At 47.1% G+C, this 23,488-nt stretch carries 20 protein-coding genes and 1 riboswitch; of the genes, 14 read left to right on the top strand and 6 right to left on the bottom strand.

Going from position 1 to position 23,488, the window contains the following annotated elements:
- Nucleotides 1-57: 57 nt before the first annotated feature.
- Nucleotides 58-1,296 carry a molybdopterin molybdotransferase MoeA gene (gene moeA, locus RM811_RS16530; RefSeq protein ID WP_402526496.1) on the bottom strand — a complete coding sequence of 413 codons (1,239 nt, stop codon included), beginning with the start codon at nucleotides 1,294-1,296 and terminating at the stop codon, nucleotides 58-60.
- Nucleotides 1,293-1,847: a molybdopterin-guanine dinucleotide biosynthesis protein B gene (gene mobB / locus RM811_RS16525; protein WP_402526493.1), complete on the bottom strand. Its 555-nt coding sequence runs from the start codon at nucleotides 1,845-1,847 to the stop codon at nucleotides 1,293-1,295. The genes moeA and mobB overlap by 4 nt, the downstream gene beginning before the upstream one ends.
- Before the next feature lie 238 nt (nucleotides 1,848-2,085).
- A riboswitch (molybdenum cofactor riboswitch) is annotated at nucleotides 2,086-2,234 on the top strand.
- Between mobB and moaA the strand changes: the two genes are divergently transcribed.
- Nucleotides 2,223-3,239 carry a GTP 3',8-cyclase MoaA gene (gene moaA, locus RM811_RS16520; RefSeq protein ID WP_402526491.1) on the top strand — a complete coding sequence of 339 codons (1,017 nt, stop codon included), beginning with the start codon at nucleotides 2,223-2,225 and terminating at the stop codon, nucleotides 3,237-3,239. Its footprint overlaps the riboswitch before it by 12 nt.
- Before the next feature lie 957 nt (nucleotides 3,240-4,196).
- Nucleotides 4,197-4,460, top strand: coding sequence for a hypothetical protein (locus RM811_RS16515; RefSeq protein WP_402526489.1), 264 nt, complete (start codon nucleotides 4,197-4,199; stop codon nucleotides 4,458-4,460).
- Between the two features lie 391 nt (nucleotides 4,461-4,851).
- Here RM811_RS16515 and RM811_RS16510 read toward each other — a convergent pair whose 3' ends face one another.
- Nucleotides 4,852-5,970: a hypothetical protein gene (locus RM811_RS16510; protein WP_402526486.1), complete on the bottom strand. Its 1,119-nt coding sequence runs from the start codon at nucleotides 5,968-5,970 to the stop codon at nucleotides 4,852-4,854.
- A 246-nt stretch (nucleotides 5,971-6,216) separates the two neighbouring features.
- Between RM811_RS16510 and RM811_RS16505 the strand changes: the two genes are divergently transcribed.
- From RM811_RS16505 to RM811_RS16495, 3 genes are all read left to right on the top strand, one after another.
- Nucleotides 6,217-7,476 (top strand): MFS transporter, encoded by a 1,260-nt coding sequence (locus RM811_RS16505; RefSeq protein ID WP_402526484.1) that lies wholly within the window; start codon nucleotides 6,217-6,219, stop codon nucleotides 7,474-7,476.
- 99 nt (nucleotides 7,477-7,575) lie between these two features.
- Nucleotides 7,576-8,547, top strand: coding sequence for an aldo/keto reductase family oxidoreductase (locus tag RM811_RS16500; RefSeq protein ID WP_402526482.1), 972 nt, complete (start codon nucleotides 7,576-7,578; stop codon nucleotides 8,545-8,547).
- A 576-nt stretch (nucleotides 8,548-9,123) separates the two neighbouring features.
- Nucleotides 9,124-10,965 (top strand): DEAD/DEAH box helicase, encoded by a 1,842-nt coding sequence (locus RM811_RS16495; RefSeq protein ID WP_402526525.1) that lies wholly within the window; start codon nucleotides 9,124-9,126, stop codon nucleotides 10,963-10,965.
- Between the two features lie 68 nt (nucleotides 10,966-11,033).
- Here the strand turns inward: RM811_RS16495 and RM811_RS16490 are convergent, their stop codons facing one another.
- Both RM811_RS16490 and trhA read right to left on the bottom strand, forming a co-directional pair.
- The gene (locus RM811_RS16490) at nucleotides 11,034-12,611 is read right to left on the bottom strand and encodes a PP2C family serine/threonine-protein phosphatase (protein WP_402526480.1); all 1,578 of its coding nucleotides are present in this window, start codon (nucleotides 12,609-12,611) and stop codon (nucleotides 11,034-11,036) included.
- Nucleotides 12,612-12,712: 101 nt separating this feature from the next.
- On the bottom strand, nucleotides 12,713-13,411 hold the full coding sequence (gene trhA, locus RM811_RS16485) for a PAQR family membrane homeostasis protein TrhA (protein ID WP_402526477.1): 699 nt from the start codon (nucleotides 13,409-13,411) through the stop codon (nucleotides 12,713-12,715).
- A gap of 154 nt (nucleotides 13,412-13,565) precedes the next feature.
- Between trhA and RM811_RS16480 the strand changes: the two genes are divergently transcribed.
- The 8 genes from RM811_RS16480 to RM811_RS16445 all read left to right on the top strand — a co-directional run bounded on the left by RM811_RS16480 (nucleotide 13,566) and on the right by RM811_RS16445 (nucleotide 21,699).
- Nucleotides 13,566-14,297, top strand: a complete 732-nt coding sequence (locus tag RM811_RS16480) for an META domain-containing protein (protein WP_402526475.1) — start codon at nucleotides 13,566-13,568, stop codon at nucleotides 14,295-14,297.
- Nucleotides 14,298-14,475: 178 nt separating this feature from the next.
- Nucleotides 14,476-15,096, top strand: a complete 621-nt coding sequence (locus tag RM811_RS16475; protein WP_402526473.1) for a DUF938 domain-containing protein — start codon at nucleotides 14,476-14,478, stop codon at nucleotides 15,094-15,096.
- Between the two features lie 60 nt (nucleotides 15,097-15,156).
- Complete coding sequence (locus tag RM811_RS16470; RefSeq protein ID WP_402526471.1) at nucleotides 15,157-16,008, top strand: S1 RNA-binding domain-containing protein; 852 nt, start codon at nucleotides 15,157-15,159, stop codon at nucleotides 16,006-16,008.
- A gap of 426 nt (nucleotides 16,009-16,434) precedes the next feature.
- Nucleotides 16,435-16,767 (top strand): PBPRA1643 family SWIM/SEC-C metal-binding motif protein, encoded by a 333-nt coding sequence (locus tag RM811_RS16465; RefSeq protein WP_402526469.1) that lies wholly within the window; start codon nucleotides 16,435-16,437, stop codon nucleotides 16,765-16,767.
- A 186-nt stretch (nucleotides 16,768-16,953) separates the two neighbouring features.
- Nucleotides 16,954-18,162 (top strand): aromatic amino acid transport family protein, encoded by a 1,209-nt coding sequence (locus RM811_RS16460; RefSeq protein WP_402526467.1) that lies wholly within the window; start codon nucleotides 16,954-16,956, stop codon nucleotides 18,160-18,162.
- A gap of 104 nt (nucleotides 18,163-18,266) precedes the next feature.
- Nucleotides 18,267-18,569: a GIY-YIG nuclease family protein gene (locus RM811_RS16455; RefSeq protein WP_402526465.1), complete on the top strand. Its 303-nt coding sequence runs from the start codon at nucleotides 18,267-18,269 to the stop codon at nucleotides 18,567-18,569.
- Between the two features lie 274 nt (nucleotides 18,570-18,843).
- Nucleotides 18,844-20,559 carry an AMP-binding protein gene (locus RM811_RS16450; RefSeq protein WP_402526462.1) on the top strand — a complete coding sequence of 572 codons (1,716 nt, stop codon included), beginning with the start codon at nucleotides 18,844-18,846 and terminating at the stop codon, nucleotides 20,557-20,559.
- A 702-nt stretch (nucleotides 20,560-21,261) separates the two neighbouring features.
- A complete protein-coding gene (locus RM811_RS16445; protein WP_402526460.1) occupies nucleotides 21,262-21,699 on the top strand; it encodes a hypothetical protein in 438 nt (145 codons plus the stop codon).
- Between the two features lie 79 nt (nucleotides 21,700-21,778).
- Here the strand turns inward: RM811_RS16445 and RM811_RS16440 are convergent, their stop codons facing one another.
- Nucleotides 21,779-22,513 (bottom strand): DsbA family protein, encoded by a 735-nt coding sequence (locus tag RM811_RS16440; RefSeq protein ID WP_402526457.1) that lies wholly within the window; start codon nucleotides 22,511-22,513, stop codon nucleotides 21,779-21,781.
- Nucleotides 22,514-22,951: 438 nt separating this feature from the next.
- Between RM811_RS16440 and RM811_RS16435 the strand changes: the two genes are divergently transcribed.
- Nucleotides 22,952-23,242, top strand: coding sequence for a hypothetical protein (locus RM811_RS16435; RefSeq protein ID WP_402526454.1), 291 nt, complete (start codon nucleotides 22,952-22,954; stop codon nucleotides 23,240-23,242).
- The last annotated feature ends 246 nt before the right edge of the window (nucleotides 23,243-23,488 follow it).

The raw sequence follows: 23,488 nt of genomic DNA, 5'->3' as shown, positions 1-23,488 counted from the left end.
TTTTTGCCACGGAGACACGGAGTTTTCAAAGTAATCCTCCATGTCTGATCATGCTTTTTATTTCAATAACTCATCGAAGAGCTGCACCTTAACCTGATCTCCGCATTCTTTATCACTATCTTCTTCGGCCAGTACGATATAGCAGTCAGAATGGCTCATTGTGCTAAGAACACCTGAACCCTGACTGCCAGTAGACGTCACCTGAAGCTCGCCGGATGTGCTGTAAACCAGCTTTCCCCTCTGGAAGTCCCTGCGCCCGGGGCGTTTCTTTAAACGGGTTTCGGTGGCCAGGGTGAGTTCAACATGCTCTTCCGGTTGCTGGTTCATCATATGACGCAAAGCGGGAGCGGCCAGTTGTTGAAAAGTGACCGTTGCGGAAACCGGATTGCCCGGCAGGCCGAAGAACACACTATTCGGCAGTTGGCCAAAGGCAAAGGGCTTGCCGGGTTTGATGGCCAGCTTCCAGAAGCCGGTTTCTCCCAGTTCATCAAGGATTTCTTTGGTGTAATCGGCATCTCCAACGGAGACTCCGCCAGAGCTGATGACGGCATCAGCCTCATTATCAGCCCTTGTAAAGGCTTGTTTCAGCAATGCTTTATCGTCAGGAATTTTGCCGAGATCAATAATGTCGATCTCCATCTTGCTGAGCATTGCTTTGATAACAAAACGATTACTGTCGTAAATATCACCCTGTCCCAGGGATTCACCGGGGAGTTTCAGCTCATCGCCGGTGGAAAATACGGCCACTTTAACTTTTCGATAGACAGGTACATTGGCAATGCCAAGAGAGGCCAGCAGACCAATATCCTGGGGCAGGATTTTCCGGCCAGAGGTAAATACCAGAGAACCCTCTGGAATATCTTCACCCGCTTGTCGGATGTTATTACCCGGTTTTTCCGGCTTCTGGAGAAAGCGAATCCCCTGATCTGTGGTTTCTGTCTGTTCCTGCATAATAACACTATCAGCACCGGCCGGAATGCAGGCTCCCGTCATGATACGGATACAGTGGCCAGCAGGAATTTCTCCTGCAAAGGGGTGTCCGGCGAGAGACTGGCCTGCCAGAGGCAGCGTGTCGTTATGCTGTAAATCCTTTAAAGCCATGGCGTAGCCATCCATGGCAGAATTATCATGGGGCGGGACATTAACAGGCGATACGATGCGTTCAGCAAGTATCCTGCCCAGACACGCTTCCAGAGATACTTTTTCGGTCTCTGATACCGGCTTAACACCATTGATCAGCGTTGTCAGTGCTGCTTCCAGTCTCATCAGTCCATCGGTTGCACAGCAGTCGCTCATTCCTGACCTCGTTCATACGTCTGACAAAATTGTTCAATAAAGCGGGCGATGTGTCCGGGGCTATTGATATCCAGCTCTGTGAGATGTTCAGGCAGGTGGATACCCGGATTTTTGTCCCAGGCTACAGCAATGATATGGGGGTCATCTAAAAACAGGAAGGGCTTATCATAATCACTGCGGTGTAACTCAATTTTGGCGATAGCTGCCTCCCGAAAGCCTTCCACCAGAATCAGGTCCAGAGAATCCTGATTAAGCAGTTGCAGTTGCTCTGCCAGCTGTCGCTGATAATCCTGCGGGTATTCGGTATAACAGATAGAACGGCCAGGCATGCTTAATACCAGTTGGGCTGCACCGGCATGTCGTAAACGATAACTGTCTTTTCCGGGAGCGTCTGGTTCAATGGTGTGGTGAGAGGCTTTGACCAGACCTGTTCTTAGTCCGCTGCTGGTCAGAAGTGGCAGCAGTTTTTCGATAAGTGTGGTTTTACCGGTACCACTGAAAGCGGCTATACCCAGAACCGGAACTCTGGCACTGATCTTTGGGATCGTCATATAAAGGTATCTTTAAGTGTCGCGCTTTCGCAGAACCAAAAGGCTTGGAAGAATAGCAGATTTACGTATGATTCCAAGAAAACAATAGTGCCTGACGTCATGGTTTTTCGAGATATAAGCAGGTAGGATTCACTTGACTGTTGATAACGTGATGTCAACAGTCCCACAAAGCAGTATGACTTCTACTTTTTACAATGAAAATGTTGCTCATGACTGTTTAACGTTTTGGTTAACTGAATCAACAAGCGAGCGCCGAGCTTCTGTACCTAACGGGTATCTGATCCCCATGGGCTGGAAGCCGTAGTCAGGAAGCATGACTGACTGCCAGGGCCGGAGAAGAAATTCTGCTGCCTCCCGCGATTGGAAAGGTGTTCTATGCAATCTTCTATAAACTCTTTACGCTCTTTAGAACAAGAAGCGTTGCAAGACCAACAGGGACGGAAATTCCCTTATTTGCGGCTGTCAGTAACCGATCTTTGCAACTTTAGTTGCAATTACTGTTTGCCTGACGGCTGCCTTGACCATCATCACAGTGAAGCACTCACCATCGACGAAATTCATCGTCTGGTTGAAGCCTTTACCTACCTTGGTGTGGAAAAAATTCGCCTGACTGGCGGTGAACCCACCCTGCGTCATGACTTTGCGGATATCGTCAGAACCATACGGCAGGTGCCAGGTATTAAAAAACTGGCTATGACTACCAATGGTTACAAGATGGATCAACGGGTGACGGGTTGGCTGGATGCCGGTATTGATGCCATCAATGTCAGCGTGGATAGCCTTGACCCTCGTGCCTTTGAGTTGATTACTGGCCATAACCGGCTGCGGGAAATTCTGACCGGTATTCAAAAAGCGTTCGACCACGGGCTGCCTTCAATCAAGGTGAATGCGGTTGCCATGAAAGGCATAAACGATGATGAACTGGATGTATTTCTTGAGTGGATTCGAGACTATCCGGTCTCTATTCGCTTTATCGAATTGATGCAAACCGGCAACAATCAGGAATTCTTCCAAAAACACCATTTTCCCGGGGAAAAAATTCAGGAACGGTTACTGGAGCGGGGCTGGATTCGGAAGGTGCGTTCAGCGGATGCCGGGCCTGCCCTGGAATATTGTCACAGTGACTATGAAGGCTCTGTTGGCCTGATCATGCCTTACAGTAAGGACTTTTGTAATGACTGCAATCGACTCCGGGTAACCAGTCTCGGGCAGTTACAACTGTGTCTGTTTGCTGAGTCGGGTATTGACCTGAGAGATTTGCTGCAGAGGGATGATCAGCAGGAAGCACTGGTGGCTCGAATTCGAGAATCTCTCAAGCTGAAAGAAGACAGGCATTTTCTTGACCAGGGCTGGACAGGCGGGACACAGAGTTTGTCCCAGATGGGTGGTTAGTACATGGAAGAACCAGCTTCCATGGTCGCTGGTTTTCAGTATTCCGGGGCTGGTTTAATCGGACTCTAAGAAAGCCGGGTTTTCATAGATCTGGACTTCATCGTTCGAGGGGGAATTCTGGTCGGTCTGGTGTGGCTCAGAAATTTGTAGAAGGTTCGGTAGGGAGCAAGTTGTTGGAGTACACCAGCAGGCTGGTGCAAATGCAAAATCGATTTGTATTGGTTCAGAGCATTCCTTGCTGGCAGCTTCTATCTGCATTTTGGTTTGCCGTGACAGCCGTAGGTCTAAAGGGCTGGCCCCACGATCGGTGATACCGCTTTGGGCTGAGTGATGACCCGGGCAGCCTGGGATTAGGTTCAAAGCGTTTATAAGACTACTTGTATTTTCAATTCCCCTGAAAAAAGCAAAGCAGTTGCATCCTGATGGTTGATGAGTGTCCTCTGGATTTAAACCGGGTAACTGGGATGATGCTTTTTGCAAAGGAGTGGCCATCTTGGTGTTTGCTCAATCTCTTAGTAGTACAGGTTTGTTGTAATAGTCGTAACTATAAGTAGTTAACCATTTGTGTCTCAATATTTCTGATCGTTAGATCAGGAAAAAGTTCCAAACCCTGGCCAGCATAACGTTCATCTAACTATTGGTTTGTTTTTTTGATCTGGGTCAATGCGTGAAATGTATTTATCTTGTAAAAAGGCAGTCATTGATTAGTGGAAAATAACTATAAATTCACGTTTTTCATTAATTGCAGCTACCCGCTGCGCTTGCCGTAACCTCTTTGTCAGACAATCACCCCTGTCGTCAAAGGCCTTCCGATCCCTCACCCCGGATCAGCGGTAACAGGCACAATTCCTTTTTTACGATTTCAGACTATGGAACTGGTTCCATATTGCGTGGGCTTTGCTCTTTCTAAAAGCAGCTCATGACGTTTTTGGTATTGTTTGTTGTAATGGAGTGTGTATGCAACGGGAACTTCGCAGCCATGTAAACAGTATTTCAGAGATTGCTGTTGGTTCCTGGTGGGAATTCTGTATCCGCTATCTTTGCGTTGGCCTGTTGCTGCTCATCGTGGGTAATAACCTGGTGACAGCGGCTACTGAAAATTATGGTGGTTATGCCTCTGCCGATCAGATGCTGTTTGGCTGGGGGATGGTGGCTGCAATGGTGGTTGCCGGCTTCCTGATTTCCACCCGTCGTCCTTTTTCAATGCCTGTGGAGGCCTGAAATGACTGTTGCTGCAATTGCCATGATGACTTTTGGTTTTGGTATCACCTGGGGGGCGCTGCTCTTTGTATTCGCAAGGCCATGAATAGTCAGTTGAAATAAAAAGCAACGAGCGCAACAAGCCCTGCTAGACTTGGCCTGTACTGGTCTTTTGGTCGCAATAATACAGTCATTTTCCTGTTTCCAGAGTGATGTATTGTGTTTAGGACTTGCATAAAGGCAGCTTGAGCCTTGGATCATAACAACGAATGTTGCGCTCGTTGCGGTTTTAATCAAGAGGGAGTGAGGTTGTCAAAAAAAGTATCAATTTTCCTCCCCTGCCTGTCAATTGGTTCACTTGAACAATCGACAGGCAGGGGATTTTTTACTTGGAAATTATGCTACAGGTCAGTCAGCTGATTGACCTTCCTCTTGCTTCTTCCTTCACCCATTGTCTGATAGTTTTTGCTGGTACCCGGAAGACTTGATTCCAGTCGAAGGGAAGTCTTGTGTTGGGGCTAACCAGTGGAACCTCTTTCCTTGCAAATCTTCTGCTCATCTTTGCCAGTTCATGATAGCTGAAGATTTCTTCATGTCCGGTACCAGTGTTCAGGACTACGGCGTCTTTTGGGCTGGATAATTGTGTGAGTGTACAGAATCGGTTCACATCGGATGCAGGTTGGTGTCTTGGCAATTGAATCCTGGGAGGAATGCTACCTGTTTGGGTGCTGTTGTGCGCAGGAGGTCTCTTCTGGGGGAGGGATTGGGTGGTATCACTTCGTTGACCGGGCTCTCCGGTATTGTCGGTGAAGTCTTGCTGAGTTGAGGGCGTTTCTGGTGTGCAATATAAAGTGGATATTTTGGGTTCTGCAGCACTTGCCTGTTTTAGCTCAATTATCTTTGGCTTAAAATAAACGCTTTTCTTTGTGTTATATCCCTTATCGGGGTTGTGAGTAAAAGAAGGCAGTTTTTCCTGAACAGCTTCCAGTTCTTCATGCTCTTCAGCGGGTGTATTGAAGTAAGTATACGGGTCAGAGTATTTCCAGACGCCATCAAATAATTGCCGGGTGTATTGGGGCTGCCCATTTACGGCAGTGTCTATGATTGACAGAGGTGCCGCACAGGCTAATGTTCCCCAAAAATAAGGAGAAACAAAAACAGGTGAGGCTAATACGGTAGCGGCTCCTGCTCCAGCTGCGCCTAATAAAAGTTTTAGAACTAAGGAGTTTTCAGAGAAAGCTTTGGAAAATGTTATGGCGTAATCGTAAGCTGGTTTGAAGTTAAACTTATTATCAACATCGTATCCGAAAAAGTTATCTAATACCTTTCCTGCACCATAGATTGCTCCAAGGCACAGTCCAGCGATGGTTGTTGCCACAGCAACGACGGTATAACCCAGGAAAAAGCCAATCTTTACCGTTTGTTTGATGAGAAGGACAGGTTGTTTAATAACATCAACGGGTGCGCTTATTATCGGGTGCTTACGCCGAAAATCGTGAATAATATTTGTGTCGCAGTTATTCACATCCATTGAATGAAACCTTTATTTATCATGAAAGCCGGGGTGGATGTTAAGTTCTATTCACTATATTTAAACCTGCACATAATTTCTTATTTCTCTATTGATAACTTTCTGAATCATGAGATGTCTGTCTCTTATTTTGTGAAGATCATTTTGTGAATAGCATTTTGTGAATAGCAGTGATTTTCTTAATGCTGAAAGTTATTTTTTCTGACAAGTGTTTTGATTGAAGGTTCAGAAAACTGATTATTCACTATGTTTTTATCGTTTAAATTGACTCGCAGACATATGGCTCTGGTGATCCTGGCAGCCCTGTTTTTTATGGAAGGGGTTCTGACGGCCTTGAATGATATCCTGATCCCCCATCTGAAGATGGTGTTTCAGTTAAGCTATTTCCAGATAATGTGTATACAGCTGGTATGGTTCTCGGTTTATCTGACCAATAGCTACGCTTTCGGGCTCTGGGTCAGGCGAACTTCTTATAAAGCCGGGATTGTTGGCGGGTTCCTGCTGGCGGCTGTAGGTGCTGAACTGTTTTTTATGGCCTGGTATCTGGATGCTTTCAGCGGGTTTCTGGTGGCACTTTTCATAGTGGCTTCAGGTGTCTGTTTATTGCAAGTGGTTTCCAACCCTTATGGGATGGCTCTTGGCAGTGCGGAAACCAAATACCAGCGCATGATGTGGCTCCATGCTTTTTTTGCCATAGGATCCACCGTTGCTCCGTTAGTTGCGGGGCCTGAAATTCTGGACGAATCGCGGCTCGGTGACTGGCAGTTACCTTACGTCTTTACTGAAACCCAGCAGGGTGCGGGTTCCGTACTGTTACCCTATGGGGTGCTGGGGGTGATACTGGTGTTGCTGGGGATCATCAGTTTTTGCCTGCCTCTGCCTGATTGTTCCATGGCGGAACAAAAGGAGAAGAAAGCTGGCTGCGATAGTGCATGGCGTTATCCCCATACGATCTTTGGTGCAGTGACGGCCTTTTTTTATATCGGAACAGAGGTTTTGATTGGCAGCTTTATTATCAATTATGCCCTGTCGGAACAGGTGGACGTTGGTGATATGGCACTTTCAGTACTGGTTTCCATCTACTGGGGGGGGATTCTGGCAGGGCGATTGTGCTGTCCATGGCTGATGACTCGTGTCCCGGTGGCTATGATGCTGGTGCTGGCCGGGCTGATTTCTGCCATCCTGCTGCTGGTCAGCATTTTAAGCGCCGGGCTGGTGGCGGTGGTGATGGTGGTTCTGGTTGGCCTGTTTAACTCGGTTATGTATCCGGTGATCTACAGTCTTGCCATGAAAGATATGCCGCCGGCAGTGGCTACCCAGGCTTCCGGTATTGTTTCAACGGCGGGCATTGGTGGTGCGCTGATTCCGCTGCTGGGAGGGCTGATTGCTGATATCTGGGGCATCAATGCGGCTTTTATTCTTTCCGTATTCTGCTATCTGGTGATTGCCGCTTACGGGATTTTTGCCGGCAAGCGTAACCAGAAAGAGGCCTCCTTAAGCCAATAGCCATAGTCTGACGGCACTGTTACCATAACCTGATATGTTTTGGCGGCAACCTTTGTGCCAACAGCGCCTGATGCTCACCAAGTAACCGGTTGGAGTCTTATGAATCGAATTCCCCTGACTATTTTTCTCCCTGACGCCAGCCGTATAGCTGCTGGCTGTATGGGGTTGGGTGGTGACTGGGATAATAGCCCGGTTTCACCAGCTCATATTAAGCAGGCTCACCAGCTGGTGGACAGTGCCCTGGAAAGTGGCATTAATTTCTTTGATCACGCCGATATCTATACCCGCGGTAAAGCTGAACAGGTGTTTGGACACGTATTGACTGAGCGCCCGGAGTTGAGAGAAAACATTTTTCTGCAAAGCAAATGCGGGATTCGTTTTGCTGAAGGTAATGTTCCAAATCGCTACGATTTTTCCCGGGAGTGGATTATCCACAGTGTTGAAAACAGTCTTGCCCGTTTGAACACAGAATACCTTGACCTCCTTCTGCTCCATCGCCCAGACCCCCTGATGCAGCCTGAAGAGGTTGCTGAGGCTTTCCACCAGTTACAGAAGTCCGGGAAGGTCAGGCATTTCGGTGTCTCCAATATGAATGGACACCAGATTAAATATCTACGGTCCTTCCTTGAGCAGCCTGTTATTGTGAATCAGCTACAGATGAGCCTGACTCATCTGGACTGGCTGGATGAAGGGGTGCTGGTTAATCACCCTGAAGGTCAGGCCGTTGGTTTTACACCGGGTACCGTAGAATATTGTCGCAGCCATAATATTCAGTTGCAGGCCTGGGGCTGTCTGAGCAAGGGAGCCTTTACCGGGAGGGATGTCAGTGCTGAAGCGGAATCCATTCAGGCAACCGCCCGTCTGGTTGAACAGTTTGCCGGGGAGCTGGGTGTTTCCAGAGAGGCGATTGTGCTGGCCTGGCTGATGCGCCACCCTGCGGGCATTCAGCCGGTTATTGGTACCACCAATGCCCAGCGTATTCGGGCCTGCCAGCAGGCTGAAAATATCGAGCTGAGCCGGGAACAGTGGTATCAGTTGTATGTCTGTGCCAGGGGGCGTATGCTGCCGTAGAAAATTAAGGTCGAAGCTATGGGGGCCCACCCTGTGATAATCCCCTAAGCGAGGTATAAAAAACGGTATTCACTGTTTAAGAAACACGCTAAACTTATTGACCTTTTTCTACGCGTACATTTTTGATGGACGCAAGGGTTTTGTTGGGAAGTCCTGGCGCTTCGTTTCCTGCATTTAATCCGGCTGAAATATTAACTGTGTTCAATTTAGAACTCAGCCGAAGGAAGGAAGGAAGATCGATAGATCTTACTTATCCTCAGCCAATGCAGGCCAAGCTTGTTATCAAGCCTCTTCAAACGCAGTCGTGGACCTCACAGGCGATCCGGTCATGATGATGTTATTCATCGGTTTCGGGTTATAGCACCAGAAAGTCCATGACCTGCACTGTTTCCGCATTATTCCGGCACTTTGCACAGTCTTAATATTTCGGTCTGCCACATTCAGGGCAGATAGTGCTATGTGTCGCTTTTTCTGATGATTAAAATGCCGCGCAATCTAAGCGTGAATACAGCAAATAGCCATGAAGGCGGCATTTTTATTTTATGGAGTATCAAATTGACTGATACCAGCAACGCGATGACTTTTACTGATCTTCCTCTGTCGGAGGCGGTTATCAAGGCTGTGCAGGATGTTGGCTACGAGAGCCCGTCCCCGATTCAGGCGCAAAGTATTCCTCATCTCCTTGAAGGTCGTGACCTGCTTGGACTGGCTCAGACCGGAACGGGTAAAACCGCTGCATTTGCATTACCACTGCTGTCTCGCATTGACCTGAAGCAGCGTGATCCTCAGGTTCTGGTATTAACGCCAACCCGTGAGCTGGCCATTCAGGTTGCTGAAGCATTCCAGCGTTATGCCCGTCATATGAAAGATTTCCATGTCCTGCCGGTATACGGTGGTCAGGATATGCGTGGACAATTGCGCAGCCTGCAGCGTGGAGCCCATGTGATTGTAGGTACACCGGGTCGTGTAATGGATCACCTGCGTCGTGCAAGCCTCAAGCTGGATGGCTTGAAAACTGTCGTTCTTGATGAAGCGGATGAAATGCTTCGTATGGGCTTTGTGGACGATATCGAATGGATTTTGGAACAGACGCCTGCTGATCGCCAGATGGCCCTGTTCTCGGCAACCATGCCGTACCAGATTCGCAAGATTGCAGATACCCATCTGAAAAATCCTGCAACGGTTGAAATTAAGGCCAAAACCGCAACGGTTGCTACCACTGCCCAGAAAGTATGTATGGTCAGTGGCTTCCACAAACTGGATGCACTGACGCGTATTCTGGAAGTGGAACCGTTTGATGCCATGATTATTTTCGTGCGTACCAAAACGTCAACGGTCGAGCTGGCAGAAAAACTGGAAGCCCGTGGTTTTGCCGCTTCTGCCCTGAATGGCGATATGACACAGTCTCTGCGTGAGAAGGCGGTGGATCGTCTCAAGAAGGGATCCCTGGATATTCTGATAGCCACTGATGTAGCTGCCCGGGGTCTGGATGTTGAGCGTATCAGCCATGTTGTGAACTACGATATCCCTTACGATACTGAGGCGTATGTTCACCGAATTGGTCGTACGGGCCGGGCTGGTCGTGAAGGTACTGCCATTCTGTTTGCTACTCATAGAGAGCGCAGAATGCTTCGTTCCATTGAAACGGCTACACGACAGCGTATTGAGACCATGCGTCTGCCTTCCATGAGCGATGTGCGGGATATTCGTATCCGCCAGTTTAAGGAAGAAGTGGGCAAGGTACTGGAGATGGGCGAAGAGCTGGATATTTTCCGTGAGCTGATATCCGAGCTTGAGCAGGAAAATGCCCTGAGTTACGAAGATATGGCGGCTGCACTGTGTTTCATGGCACAGAAAGAGCGCCCTTTCCCGGATGGCAAAGAGCCAGAGCAGCCTCGTCGTGAAGGTCGTGAGCGTAGCGACAGTCGTGATCGTGGTGACCGTCGCGAACGTGGTGGTGAAAGAGGCGAGCGTCGTGAGCGTGGTGGTGAGCGTGGCGGTGATCGTAGCCGTGAGCGCAGTAACGAGGGTATGGTTCGTTATCGGGTAGAACTGGGTCGTGATCAGGGCATCAACCCTGGTGATCTGGTGGGCGCCATTGCCAATGAAGGCAAAATCTCCGGGCAGAGCATTGGTCATATCCGCCTGTTCGATCGTTGTTCTTCTGTCTATCTGCCAGAAGCTATGGACCCATCCGTACTGACTGCGCTCAAGGATGCCAGAATCCGCAACAAGCCTATGGAGCTTAAATTGTGGGTTGATGATGGCACTGCTGAGCGTAGTAGTGGTCGTCGTGAGGGTGGCCATCCTCCTCAGGGTGGTCGTCGCGAGGGTGGTGGCCGTCGTGAAGGAGCTCGTGGTGAGGGTGCTCGTGGTGGTGATCGCCGTCCACGTCGCGATAATAGCGGAAACCAATAAGTTTTATTCTTTACTGGTGGTCGAGCGCCACCAGTAAAGTGTCTTGCCAATGTTTCAAGCTGATGGAACTATCCGAGTGGTAAAGTCTGCAGTGAGGTAATCATACAGGTCAGGTTGTCTCCTGACCTTGCAGCATAAGCCTGCGCTACCAGTTTTCCCGCTACTTTGGCTGGTGAGTCACCTTCTTTGAAATACTCTGCGATAACTTCGCCGATCTCATTGGAGGAGGCTACATCTGTGATGCCATCACAGACCTGAACCAGTTTTTTCCCACTAAATTCTTCTGCTGTGAAACGGGTTACTTTTGGTCTTGAGCTGACAGAAGCTAAGTGGTGGTTTCCGGTGGCTGTTCCCGTGCCTAGCTGGCCCATAACTCCTGATGCAAATGCAAAGCCCCCCCTTGCCTGAGCTTTCTTCCCAACATCAGCAGGCTTGATATCTTTGCTGAGCTGTATTGTTCTTCCTTCATTATCATCATCTACCAGCAGTGCTCTGGAGTCACCGACGTTGGCAATCCATAGTTTATTGTTGAGTATTATTGCCACATTTGCAGCGGAACCCGGATAACGGAATTTCTGATTTCCAGCCTTATCAAGGGCTCCGTTGATCTTGATTTTTCCTGGAGTATTTACTTTTAGCCTGCCATCAAGATCAACCATAACAATATTCAGGGCAGTCATAATGCCAGCGTCACTCAGGCCTTTGCCGTTAAAGGTTTCAAGATAATACTTCAGACAGTTAACGATATTATCCTTCACGTATGTTGAGAATTCTGAACCACCATGGCCATCAAATACCCCACTTAATTGTACAGGATGTACCACATCGCCAATCTTAATATCAAAATCCTCGGCAATATGATTGTCTTCCATATTAGGGCGACGCCCTATACTACTGGCAACTCCGGTTTGGGGGCTTTCTGTTGTATATTTCAATTGGACAGCGCTGTGTTGGAGCGAGTATGCCGGATTGGTTGCCGGGCACGCCTTGTAGAGCATGGCTGTTCCGCTTTCGTTTTCCAGGTTTGTAAATAGAGAGTTGTAGTGCTTATGCCCTGGTTTTGAAAAATTTTTGAAAGATTGATTTTTTTGCTGTGCCTCTGCTGCATCAGATTGGGCTTTTAGCTTTTTCTCGACATTTCCGGTATAAACACGATATTCAAGATTTTCCACCATCTCATGAAAACCGTCTTGCTTTACCCAATCATGGATTGCTACTTTTTTTTCAGTACAATCATCAAAGTTGCGCCGTGTTTCAGGTCTTGCACTTCTAGCCAGAACTTTTCTTTCCGTTTTTTTCATTTCATATTCTGTAGTGGAAGCATCTTTATAGTACTTATCAAAACAGACTTTCTCAGTGAGTATAGTTGGAGATGCTTCTGAAAAATCTTCCTGAGAGGCTGGATTTACCTGATCACAGTGACTACGTTGCCTCGACGTCAAAGGTGGTGCTTCATCGTAACCTTGATTCAATGGACTGGTATGCTCGTTAGCAGTTAAATGAGATGGCTGGTTATGCTTTTTTAACCTTCTTGCTTCGAGGGTGCATTCTTGATGAGATTTTAAATCATCACTTTTTCCTGCTTCCTGAGAGGTTTGATCAGTTGAGCGAGCAGTGCTGCGTTGAAGAAAATGATAGCGTTCCATGGGGAGTATCTTAACGACGCCGTCGAACACGTATTGGACAAGCAGAAGTTGAAAAGGTTCGTTAACCTGGTAAAAATATTTAAACGAACCCTTCAATGAACTCAGGCAGGCGGTAAAACATAAAACAAAACAGAAAAAAAGTGACAGGCTGAGCCACCTAATACAAACAGGTGCCAGATTGCGTGATTGAAGGGCAACTTTTTCCAGAGGTAAAAAATCACCCCAAGGGTATACAGTAATCCGCCGGCAACCAGCCAATATATTCCACCCGTCGACAGGTTATCTGCCAGTTCGCCGGAAGCGACCAGAACCAGCCATCCCATAAGGACATAGGTGCTTACGGAAAGCTTTTTATATCTTGATCCAAATACCACTTTGAAGATGACTCCCAGTACTGCCAGGGTCCAGATCACTGCAAAGAGGATCCAGCCAGTTACGCTTCTCATGCTGACCAGAAGGAATGGTGTATAAGTTCCGGCAATTAGCAGGTAGATGGAGCAGTGGTCGAGTATTTTGAAGATACGCTTGGTTTTTGGGTGCTGAAAGCTGTGATAGAGCGTAGAGGCCATAAACAGTAGAACCATAGTGGCGCCATAGATACTGAAGCTGACTATGCGCCAGACATCGGCCTGATGAGCCGCATAAGTCACCAGCAGTGTCAGACCTGCAACACTCAGCAGGGCGCCCAGTCCGTGGGTAATACTGTTAGCGATCTCTTCAGCCAGGCTATAGCTCCGACTGATAAGTTGGTTTCCGCTTGATGATTCTAAAGGTGATTTCAACGCTGATTTTAAAGCCATGGTGGATTGTTCATTCGGTCGCATAACGCCCGATCATACTGAATATTGCCAGTGAGTTCATCGAAATTATCCTTAATTAGAATGGCAGTAATAGCGGATGGTCGACTACTTTACTTCTATACGTTTTCCTTTATTCCTGTTGCTGGAGTATGACATGAAAAGGTTGATTCACTCTTGTATCGTTTTGGCTGCTGGTGCTGCCCTGTTTGGCTGTAGCTCCAATAAGCTGACCAGCCTTGACCCGCAATTGATTGAGAATAAAACCTGGATATTGATGTCAATGAATGGTCAGGCAGCCTCGGGTCCGAGAGTCACCATGGCGCTTCGGCCTGCCACAGCGCAAGATGGTCGAATTGGTGGTCAGGCTCAGTGCAATCGTTATTTTGGCAGTTATCAGGTGGAAAATAACAAGATTCACTTTACGCCAATGGGGGGTAGCCGGGCGGCCTGTCCTGCACCGTTTATGACCAAGGAAGCTGAGTATCTGGCGGTATTTCCCAAGCTGGATAACATCGCTATTAAAGACAATGGCCTTGTGTTGAATGGTCGTAGCGGTGGTCAGAAACTGACTTATGTTGCTGAGTCAGCCAATGTCAGTGGGCAGATTGCTGCCAGCGAGGGTAGTTTTGCCCCGGGCTCTGAAATTATTGTGGTTTTGCAGGATAGCTCTATGCCTAATGATCCGGCAGGTATTGTAGGTATTGAGCGCATTCAGGTTGGCAGGCATGTTGATGTGGTGGACTATATGGTCAACTATGCGCCAGAACTGGTGAAGCCCGGCAACAACTATGAGATGTTGGCTGAAGTTGTTCAGAATGGGCAGATTATGTTTATTACCGTAATGAAGCCTTCTGTTCAGCTTAAATCAGTGCCTGCAAAGCTTTGAAAACCATTGCCCGTTGCCCGTTGCCCGAAAAAGCCGGATACGCTTGCGCTTTTATGGACAACGGGCCATTTTTTCTGATCTGGTGTGGTGCAGGACTCCCGGTTCGTGAACTACTTGCCACTGAAGGGGGCGAGTTTGCGCCTTAATTTCGATCAATGCAGACAGAGACATACGCTTAATGATGCAGAAACCTTTTTCACAGGCTTGTGAGAATAACAAAACAGCCATTCTTGATGTGATAACTCAATACTTTCATGCTTGCTCACATATTCTGGAAATTGGCAGTGGGACTGGTCAGCATGCTGTTTTCTTTTCCAGTGTAATGCCGTGGCTCCGGTGGCAAACCTCTGACCTGAAAGGTAACCACCCGGGGATTATCAGCTGGCTATCAGGAGCCGGGCTGGAGAATATCCAACTCCCCGTTGAACTGGATGTTTCACTGGCAGGATGGCCTGTTGAAGGCTTTGATGGCGTGTTTTCCGCGAACACTTCCCACATCATGGCCTGGCCAGAAGTGAAGGCCATGTTTCAGGGGATTGGTCGTCATCTACCCAGTGGTGGTTTTTTTTGCCTTTATGGCCCTTTTAATTATCAGGGGCAATATACCAGTGAAAGCAATGCCCTGTTTGATCGGCATCTCAAGCAAAGGGCTCCCCATATGGGGATTCGTAATTTCGAGACGATCAATAGTCTGGCCAGCGAGCATGGCCTGGTTCTGATCGCTGACCATGAGATGCCCGCTAATAATCGCACTCTTGTCTGGAAAAAAGCATGGCAAAAGGTAGGGCAAAAAGAGTAGTCATTATCCGTACAGTCAGGGTGTTATACTCCCCGCCTGCTTTTTTTGTCGGATAGATCCATGGTTAAAATTGGTCGAGTGAATCATCTGAAGGTGGTCAACCTTCTTGATTTTGGTGCATTTCTTGATGGCGGCATGCTGGATGATATTCTGCTGCCAAAACGTTTTATGCCAGAAGAGTGTCAGGTAGGTGACGAGCTGGAAGTGTTTGTTTATCTGGATTCTGATGAGGTCCCTATTGCCACAACGCTCCGTCCCAAGGCTCAGGTTGGCGATTTTGCCTGCCTGAAAGTCTCTGACGCTAATCGTATCGGGGCATTTCTTGACTGGAATATGCCAAAGGAATTGCTGGTTCCTTTCAGTGAACAGAAAGAGCGGATGACGGCCGGTGAGTTCTATGTGGTTTATATCTATCAGGAGCAGCAAAGCTATCGCATTGTTGCTTCTTCGAAAATCAGCAAGTTTTTCAGCACTGAACCCCACGGCTACAGCAATAGTCAGGCTGTTCCAATCATGATCTGCGACCGGACAGATATTGGATATACGGTGATTGTCGACAATAAATATCTGGCAGTACTTTTTGACCAGGATATCGACAGACCGATCCGAATGGGAATGAAGTTTGATGGCTTCATTAAAAGGGTCAGGCCAGATCAGAAGCTGGATGTGTGCCTGAAAAAACCAGGGTTTGATAAGCAGGAGATGACAGGCCTTGGCGCTGTTATCCTTGAGAGGCTGAGAGTCGAGAAGGGGTTTTTGCCGTTTAATGATCGTACTGATCCCGACACCGTGAAAAGAGAATTCTCTGTTAGTAAGCGTGTATTCAAAATGGCCATTGGCGGATTATATAAAGAGCACCTGATCAGTATTGATGAAGACGGTATTCGTCTTATCTCTCAGGGTAGACATTAAGGTAGCTTCCTAATGGCAGGGACTTCAGAGTTGGATGACGTCCCTGTTTACGTGCTGCGGGGTCTTTATTGGAACCACAAAGGCACAAAGACACAAAGGAAAAGCGTTTTTTGTAAGAGCAAAGCTCTTACCAGTCTTTTGCCCTTATCAATCCTTTGCTTTTGCTCTTCTTTGTGCCTTTGTGCCTTTGTGGTTTCGCCTGTCGCCCCTGAAAACGGTAAATCCTTAATCTTTACCCTAAGCGTCTTACCCTAAGCGTCTTACTATAAGAATCTGGCCTGGTGTCGCTATGGCCGGGAATAATAACCATCAATAATTGGCTGGTGGCTAAAAACAGGGACTTCCAGTAAACTGCTCCGGTTTTGCTTTTCGTATCTTCCTCTCAGTCAGAGAGGCTAACATTTTCCCAATTTAGCAGGTGACCCAATGGGCAAATTCTATACCCAGACGAATCTTCAGATCGACGATAAGCAGGGCTTCCGCGTGTTTGATGGCAAGAAACAGGCTCGTCTTGGAACTGAGAAGAATCCTGCAGAGCTCGCCGTGCAGACTGAAGAGCGTAAGGCTGAGCTGGAAAAAGAGTTTATGGATAACGGCTGGTTCTGCCACATTGAAGTTAATGAGGAAGCCCCGGAAGATACATCAGCTCTGCAGCTACTCAGAGAAACACCAAAAACCACGGTTCTGGATAAAGTGCCTGGACGCAATGACCCATGTCTTTGTGGCAGTGGAAAAAAATATAAAAAATGTTGTGGTTGATAATAAAGTAGAGCCCTTCTGATTGCTGAAAAAATGCCCTGCTAAGTAGAAAAAATTCTAATTCGGTCCATTATTAGTGCAGATAGGTTATTTATAGATTCATCTTGTCGACCTATCTTAAATAAGCTTTCTACTTTCAAAAGCCGCTGTTAGTGGCTTTTATTTTATCTATCCGGTGGACCGAATATGAAAAGTCAGACGTTGGGTAGTAGCCTTCTGATAGCCGGAACTTCGATTGGCGCGGGCATGTTGGCATTGCCCCTGGTGGCAGCACTGACGGGTCTTGGCTGGGGCGTATTTTTGATGCTTCTGATGTGGGGGCTATCTACCTACGGTGGCCTTCTGATTGCGGAAGCCTGCCGGGCCTGTCCGGAAGCAGACAATCTTCATGGTGTCATGGGGCGGTTGATGGGGCCAATTGGCCAGGGTATCGCCGTCGTGGCCATGCTCTTTCTCTATTATTCGCTTTGTGCTGCTTATATATCTGGCGGAGCCACTGTGTTGGGCAGACTGCTGGAAAAAGAGGGGGTTCACCTTCCTTTTCGGATAACTGCAACGGTCGTTGTATTACTGGTGGCGATACTGGTTGTCACTGGAACCCGGGTAGTGGATGTGGTGAACCGTGGCATGTTTGCACTGATGCTGGCTCTGTTGCTTTATATCGTATTGTCGTTACTGCCAGAAGTTAGCTTGAACAATGTTGCGTTGGAAAACAGAGCCCCCGGTATTCTTCTGGCTGCATTACCGGTGATGTACACATCTTTTGGCTATCACTGCGCTGTTCCTACCGTCGTTCAATATGTTCAGGGAAAACCTCATCGGTTTCGTTATGCCCTGATTGGCGGCAGTTTGCTCCCTTTCAGTATCTACGTGATCTGGATGATTGTGGTTATTGGGGTGGTTTCTTCTTCAACTGTCATTGGTATGGCCCACAGTCCGGATGGCGTTACGTTGCTGATGGATGCTATAGCCAGTCACTCGAAAACAGCCAGCTTTGATTATATGATCAGTGCATTTGCGGCTTTTGCCCTGGGAACTTCATTTCTTGGTGTCGCTCTTGGGTTATTCGATTACCTGGCGGAAGTATTTGGTCGGTCCCATGGTATTTGGGGCCGCATTGAAACCATCACTCTGACACTGTTAATTCCTTTATTGGTAGCCATTTTTATGCCGGGTAGCTTTGTTACTGCCCTTGGTTACGCTGCCGTCGCCCTGGTGATTCTGGCGGTATTCATTCCGGTTGCACTGGTCTGGAAGGTTCGTAAGCTCCATATGGAGGAACCCTATCAGGTGGCCGGAGGTATTCCCGCTCTGGCTGTCGCTGCCATTATTGGTCTTCTGGTGATTGTTGCTCAGTTTGGGGTGATCAGCGGACTATTGCCTTCGATTGGTTGACCCTGATCGGGTCATCAATAGTCGGGCCATCAAAACGATCTGTTTTTCCTTCTCTAACCAAAATGTTATAAAGCAGCTCTTACTTCGTTCAGGAAGAGCAAGGCATGCCAGCTGGATATTGGTCGGTTTACATCATTCTTGCCAGTGATAACAGTCTCTATACAGGCATTACAACTGATATTGTCCGGCGGTGGCAGCAGCATTGTGGAGCGGCTGGTGGAGCCCGGTTTTTCAGGGGACGAAAACCAAAGCAACTGGTCTACCTGGAAAATGCTCATGACCGCTCATCAGCAAGTCGGCGAGAGGCCGCTATTAAGAAGCTAACCCGAAAGCAAAAGCTGGTTTTACTGTCTTCTTCTGAGAACTATAGTCATCTTTGGGCCGATAAACTGACGCCTGCGATGTGACCGTGGGGTCTTTGAATACCTTGCACGATTATCAGTGTGGAGTGACAACAGTGTGTTTTCTGAGCGGGTTTGCGGCTGACTAGAACAAAAAGAAGCATAAAATATCATTTTCTGTTCAAGCTTGAACGTTTAGGTAGTATGATCCACAGAAAAATAATGAAGCAGAAAGGATCTTTTTAAGACGCAGGGCAGGTAAAAAATACTGCTTCATTGCCTTTGGACAACACAACTTACGACAACACATTGACAACAACAAAAAAAATATGAGGTGTTCATGGAAGCCAGTTTTTGGGATGGCAAACGTGCCCCAGGTGTTGCTGACCAGATTGATCTTGATCAGTTCAAAAACCTGGGCAAAGTCATTGAACATGCAGTCCATAAATATGGAGACCGGCCTGCTTATACAAGCATGGGCAGAACGGTTACCTTTAACGAAATAGACCGACTGAGCACAGAGTTTGCGGCTTATCTTCAAAACCATACGACACTAAAACCGGGTGATAGCATTGCTGTTCAGTTGCCTAATCTGCTTCAGTATCCCGTTGTCGTTTATGGTGCGATTAAAGCGGGTCTGATTATTGTCAACACCAACCCGCTTTACACCGCCAGGGAAATGAAACACCAGTTTACAGACTCCGGGGCCAAGGCTCTGGTCTGCCTGAATGTGGTAGGACATCTGGTTGAAAACATTATCCGGGACACACCCATTAAGCATCTGATCGTCACTGAGCTGGCTGATCTGCTTCCCTGGCCAAAAAGGTCCCTGATCAATCTTGCAGTAAAACACGTCAGGAAAATGGTTCCTTCCTATAAGTTGCCTCAGGCACTGAGTTTTAATCAGGCTATGAAGCTTGGGGCAAAATCCAGGTACAGCAAACCATTGGCTCCTCAAGCGGATGATGTGGCGGTTTTACAATATACAGGCGGTACTACCGGGGTTGCCAAAGGTGCCATGCTGACTCAGCGCAATCTGGTGAGCAATGTCTTACAAACGGCCAGTGTACTGTCACAGACGGATGAAAATGGCGTGCCCCTGGCTAAGCCGGAAGGTAATACAGCCATAGCACCCTTACCGCTCTACCATATCTACGCGTTTACTGTTCATCTGATGGCAATTTTTCAGTTGGGTGGGCACAGTGTCCTGATTGCCAATCCCCGGGATATGGATACGTTTGTTAAGGCCTTGAAGCCTCACAAAATGAATATATTCATTGGCTTGAACACGCTGTTTGTTGGGCTGATGAATCATCCGGAGTTCAAGGATCTGGATTTCTCTGAGCTGCAACTGACGATGTCTGGTGGCACTGCTCTGCAGGCAGCCGTTGCCCATCGCTGGAATGGCGTGACTGGCTGTACGATATCTGAGGGTTACGGTCTCTCTGAGACATCTCCAGTGGTATCCCTGAACCCTGCAGGCAGTTATTCCAAACTGGGTACTGTAGGTTTGCCTATGTCGGGTACGGCGCTGAAGACCATTGATGATCAGGGTAATGAATTACCCCTTGGTGAGCGGGGTGAACTCTGCGTGAGAGGGCCTCAGGTTATGAAAGGTTACTGGCAGCGCCCTGAAGCCACGGCTGAAGCGATTGATAAAGAAGGCTGGTTTAAAACCGGCGACGTCGCCATTATCGATGAAGAGGGCTACGTGAAAATTGTCGACCGGGTTAAGGATATGGTGCTGGTTTCAGGCTTCAATGTTTATCCTAATGAAGTTGAGGATATTGTTTCCAAACATGAAAAAGTCCAGAACTGTGCTGTAATTGGTGTTCCTGATGAGAAAACCGGTGAAGCGGTTAAGCTCTTTATTATTCCCGGAGATAAGAGTTTAACGTCTGAGGAGATTAATGAATACTGCAGGCTCAACCTTACGGCGTATAAAGTGCCAAAGCAGGTTGAGTTCAGGGATGTATTACCAATGACTCCGGTTGGTAAAATTCTTCGTAAAGATCTTCGTGCAGAAGAGATGAAAAAGCGGGAAGTCGCTTCCTGATTTTTTGGTATTCAAAGCCCCAATATTAAGTTGGGGCTTTGACATTACGTGGGTTGGTAGTGTTTATTTTTTTGATGGCTATTAAATTTTACAGGAGGCTTGAATATTAAATTGTTAATCATTTTTTGATTTTCAGGTTTTGTTCTTTTACTTTTAAAGTCTGATTTTATTTGGTGCCTATTGTTCGTTATTTGAATTGAGTATTGAGCGTTGTTCTGTTTTTATGAGCTGAACTGGCTAATTATTACTTACTTTATTTTGGCTGAATATTAAGCGTTTTCATTTGTATGGTGTGGCGTTAGAGAGCATATTGTACGCGTTCTACGTGTTTCTATCCGCCGTTGTTGTATTTATTACGGTTTTTTTGGCGTATTTAAAAATATGAATTAAACTGAATGCTGAAGCTTTTCCTGCTTTTAATCTGCATTAGTTGTTAATCTTTAGCGAACTTTCAGGCTCATATGGTGAGAATCAGACCTCTCGCTATTCATCTACTTATCAAGAAGTTTGTCGCGATGTAACATGGGAGTTGTATGAAATGATATCCAGAGAAAGTATTTTATGAGAGATGGTAAGATATGATGCTCATTCGTTTTTATCAAGAATGTGCGGGGTTGCCTCTATTTACAGACAGATGCGTCAATGTTAAGTTTTCTATTGATTTTTAAGTTCAACTTTTAATTGATTAGATTGGTTTAAACAATGAATATTAATATTTTTGATGAAGCACTCAGTGTCCTGAAGTCCAAAGTTCAGGTTCGCAAGCTATTTCACGATATGCACGCAGAAGATCTTCAGCGTGTCATTGGCCGGATTGAAGCCATTTATGAAGAGAAGCTCATGGTTCAAATGGAGGTTGAAGAAGAGCAGGCTCGCAAACAAGAGGCTTTAGATGAAGTTGTCAAACAGATGAAGGAGCTTGGGCTCTCGCTGGGTGATATCAAAGGTCTGGTTGATGACAAGAGCACCGGTGTACGTAAAGGGAAAGTACGCCAGCGTTACCTGTTCCGTTATGAACATACCGATGGTTCATCTGTGGACTGGGAAGGAGCAACAACGGGGCGCATTCCTGGTGATTTCTCAGCCTATCTTGAGCGTACCGGTAAAAATCGTAAGGCTTGTATCGTTTCCGAGCTCTGATCAGTTCAGGCTAAATGCAATAAGGCCCTTCTACTGACAGGGCCTTATGCTTTTTTATTTTCAGCAATCCCGAAACTTATTATTTCCTTTTCAGGCGCTGCTCAATCATCGCTTTCAGAGTACCCTCGTTGGTAAACCCTCCAACCACTTTATCGGGGAAAACCAGTGCCGGTGTTCCGGTAATGCCCAGCTTCTGAGCCAGCATGATATTACTGTCTAACTGCTGGTTAATATCATCATCTACTGCTTTCTTTAGTGCTTCGAGGTTCAGGCCCTGAGCTTGTACGCTATTGGCAATGGATTGATCGTCATGTCGGGCTGAATAGGATATGAACTGCTTATGGAGTGAAAGGTAGCTCTCATTGTTTTTTTCTCTGGCCGCCAGGGAGAGCGCTGCAGCCTCTCTTGAGCTTGGTCCCAGGACAGGAAGATCTTTGTAGATGATTTTTATGTCAGGATAGGCTTTTACCAATGACTCCAGTATCGGATCCTGTTTTTTACAGTAGCCACAGTTTACATCACCAAAGTAAACGATACTGAGCTTAGGCTGCGCCGAGCCGGCAAATGGATCATCACTGTTGTTAAACAGTTCGGCCTTACTACTGGTCAGAACGGAATTTAGTGACTGTGCTCTGGCTAACTCTTCTCTTTTTTTCAGTTTATTCACGACTTCAATAAAAATCTCAGGATTCTCCAGCAAGGCTTCCCGGACCAGCTCTTTAACCTGCTGCTGTTGTTCTTGATCCAGCGACGCTGCCTGACTGCTTAAAGGGAGTATGAGAGCGGTAGCGGCGATAGCAATAAGCTTTTTCATGGGTAACGTCCAATGTATCAAAGAAGATGACTTTTCAACATCATACCTGTTTAACCCATTGATTTGGAATGGATAAGCCTCAGCTCAAGGGTAAGAATATTGTAAGTGTCGGTATTTTAATTCTAAAAAGTAATTAATGATTTTTATTGGTTCGTGTAAATGATTGAAATGCAGGCGTATATGTTGCTGTGGGTCAAATACTGCCCGGGAGCGCCCGCGTATCTTGGTATGAAGGGAAGGAACCAAGACCATTGAAGCGCTCAATGATACAGAGTATCGGTGTAGAACAGTGAAATGCGGAAAGCGAAATATACTGTAAATCAGGTGTTGTCATTGGTTTCTCCGATGCATTTCCGGGGATGATCAATAGCCTGCTAAATGATTGCAGAAGAGGCCGATAACAACAGTTCCTTAAAGCCCATGTAAAGGACTGAAATAATGAAAATAATTGCTGTTGCCGTAGCGGGAATGTTGTTGGCGGGTGCTGTTCAGGCTGCTGACGAAGGTGTAGATCAACAGAAGCAGGGTATGGTTTGTTACTCTATGGGAAGTGCCTCAGCTGTTCGTCAGAATAGTGAGTCTCGTTCCTCTGCACAGGGAAATATGTCTCCCAATCTATCGGTAAATGTGACTCCCACCTTTTATATCACCAGTGACCGTGATTATAAGGCTTGTCGTAAAATAGCTTCTGACAAAGGGGCTCATGTGATCATTGATCCGAATGCTTGATTTGGGTTGAACCACAAAGATACCAAAGTTTTATTAATTAACGCTCTCGCTTTTTATGCTGGAGCGTTTTTTTTGTGGGTCTCATTCCCACGCTCTGCGTGGGAATGCATACGGAGCTGGCCGCATGAGGAAAACCCGATCATTGCCCGGGTTTGTAGGAGTTTCATGCTGATTGTTTCACTTGCGGAGGGGCCTGTATGCATTCCCACGGAGACCGTGGGAACGAGGAACCGTGGGAACGAGGAA

Source organism: Endozoicomonas sp. (assembly GCF_031844845.1).
GTDB lineage: Bacteria > Pseudomonadota > Gammaproteobacteria > Pseudomonadales > Endozoicomonadaceae > Endozoicomonas.
The sequence above is the reverse complement of the archived record's forward strand: the minus strand, read 5'-3'. Positions and strand labels throughout refer to the sequence as shown.

Excerpts from the sequence above, each read along its gene's own strand:
- moeA (WP_402526496.1), bottom strand. The coding sequence starts at position 1,296 with ATGAGCGACTGCTGTGCAACCGATGGACTGATGAGACTGGAAGCAGCA.
- mobB (WP_402526493.1), bottom strand. The coding sequence starts at position 1,847 with ATGACGATCCCAAAGATCAGTGCCAGAGTTCCGGTTCTGGGTATAGCC.
- moaA (WP_402526491.1), top strand. The coding sequence starts at position 2,223 with ATGCAATCTTCTATAAACTCTTTACGCTCTTTAGAACAAGAAGCGTTG.
- RM811_RS16515 (WP_402526489.1), top strand. The coding sequence starts at position 4,197 with ATGCAACGGGAACTTCGCAGCCATGTAAACAGTATTTCAGAGATTGCT.
- RM811_RS16510 (WP_402526486.1), bottom strand. The coding sequence starts at position 5,970 with ATGGATGTGAATAACTGCGACACAAATATTATTCACGATTTTCGGCGT.
- RM811_RS16505 (WP_402526484.1), top strand. The coding sequence starts at position 6,217 with ATGTTTTTATCGTTTAAATTGACTCGCAGACATATGGCTCTGGTGATC.
- RM811_RS16500 (WP_402526482.1), top strand. The coding sequence starts at position 7,576 with ATGAATCGAATTCCCCTGACTATTTTTCTCCCTGACGCCAGCCGTATA.
- RM811_RS16495 (WP_402526525.1), top strand. The coding sequence starts at position 9,124 with ATGACTTTTACTGATCTTCCTCTGTCGGAGGCGGTTATCAAGGCTGTG.
- RM811_RS16490 (WP_402526480.1), bottom strand. The coding sequence starts at position 12,611 with ATGGAACGCTATCATTTTCTTCAACGCAGCACTGCTCGCTCAACTGAT.
- trhA (WP_402526477.1), bottom strand. The coding sequence starts at position 13,411 with ATGGCTTTAAAATCAGCGTTGAAATCACCTTTAGAATCATCAAGCGGA.
- RM811_RS16480 (WP_402526475.1), top strand. The coding sequence starts at position 13,566 with ATGAAAAGGTTGATTCACTCTTGTATCGTTTTGGCTGCTGGTGCTGCC.
- RM811_RS16475 (WP_402526473.1), top strand. The coding sequence starts at position 14,476 with ATGATGCAGAAACCTTTTTCACAGGCTTGTGAGAATAACAAAACAGCC.
- RM811_RS16470 (WP_402526471.1), top strand. The coding sequence starts at position 15,157 with ATGGTTAAAATTGGTCGAGTGAATCATCTGAAGGTGGTCAACCTTCTT.
- RM811_RS16465 (WP_402526469.1), top strand. The coding sequence starts at position 16,435 with ATGGGCAAATTCTATACCCAGACGAATCTTCAGATCGACGATAAGCAG.
- RM811_RS16460 (WP_402526467.1), top strand. The coding sequence starts at position 16,954 with ATGAAAAGTCAGACGTTGGGTAGTAGCCTTCTGATAGCCGGAACTTCG.
- RM811_RS16455 (WP_402526465.1), top strand. The coding sequence starts at position 18,267 with ATGCCAGCTGGATATTGGTCGGTTTACATCATTCTTGCCAGTGATAAC.
- RM811_RS16450 (WP_402526462.1), top strand. The coding sequence starts at position 18,844 with ATGGAAGCCAGTTTTTGGGATGGCAAACGTGCCCCAGGTGTTGCTGAC.
- RM811_RS16445 (WP_402526460.1), top strand. The coding sequence starts at position 21,262 with ATGAATATTAATATTTTTGATGAAGCACTCAGTGTCCTGAAGTCCAAA.
- RM811_RS16440 (WP_402526457.1), bottom strand. The coding sequence starts at position 22,513 with ATGAAAAAGCTTATTGCTATCGCCGCTACCGCTCTCATACTCCCTTTA.
- RM811_RS16435 (WP_402526454.1), top strand. The coding sequence starts at position 22,952 with ATGAAAATAATTGCTGTTGCCGTAGCGGGAATGTTGTTGGCGGGTGCT.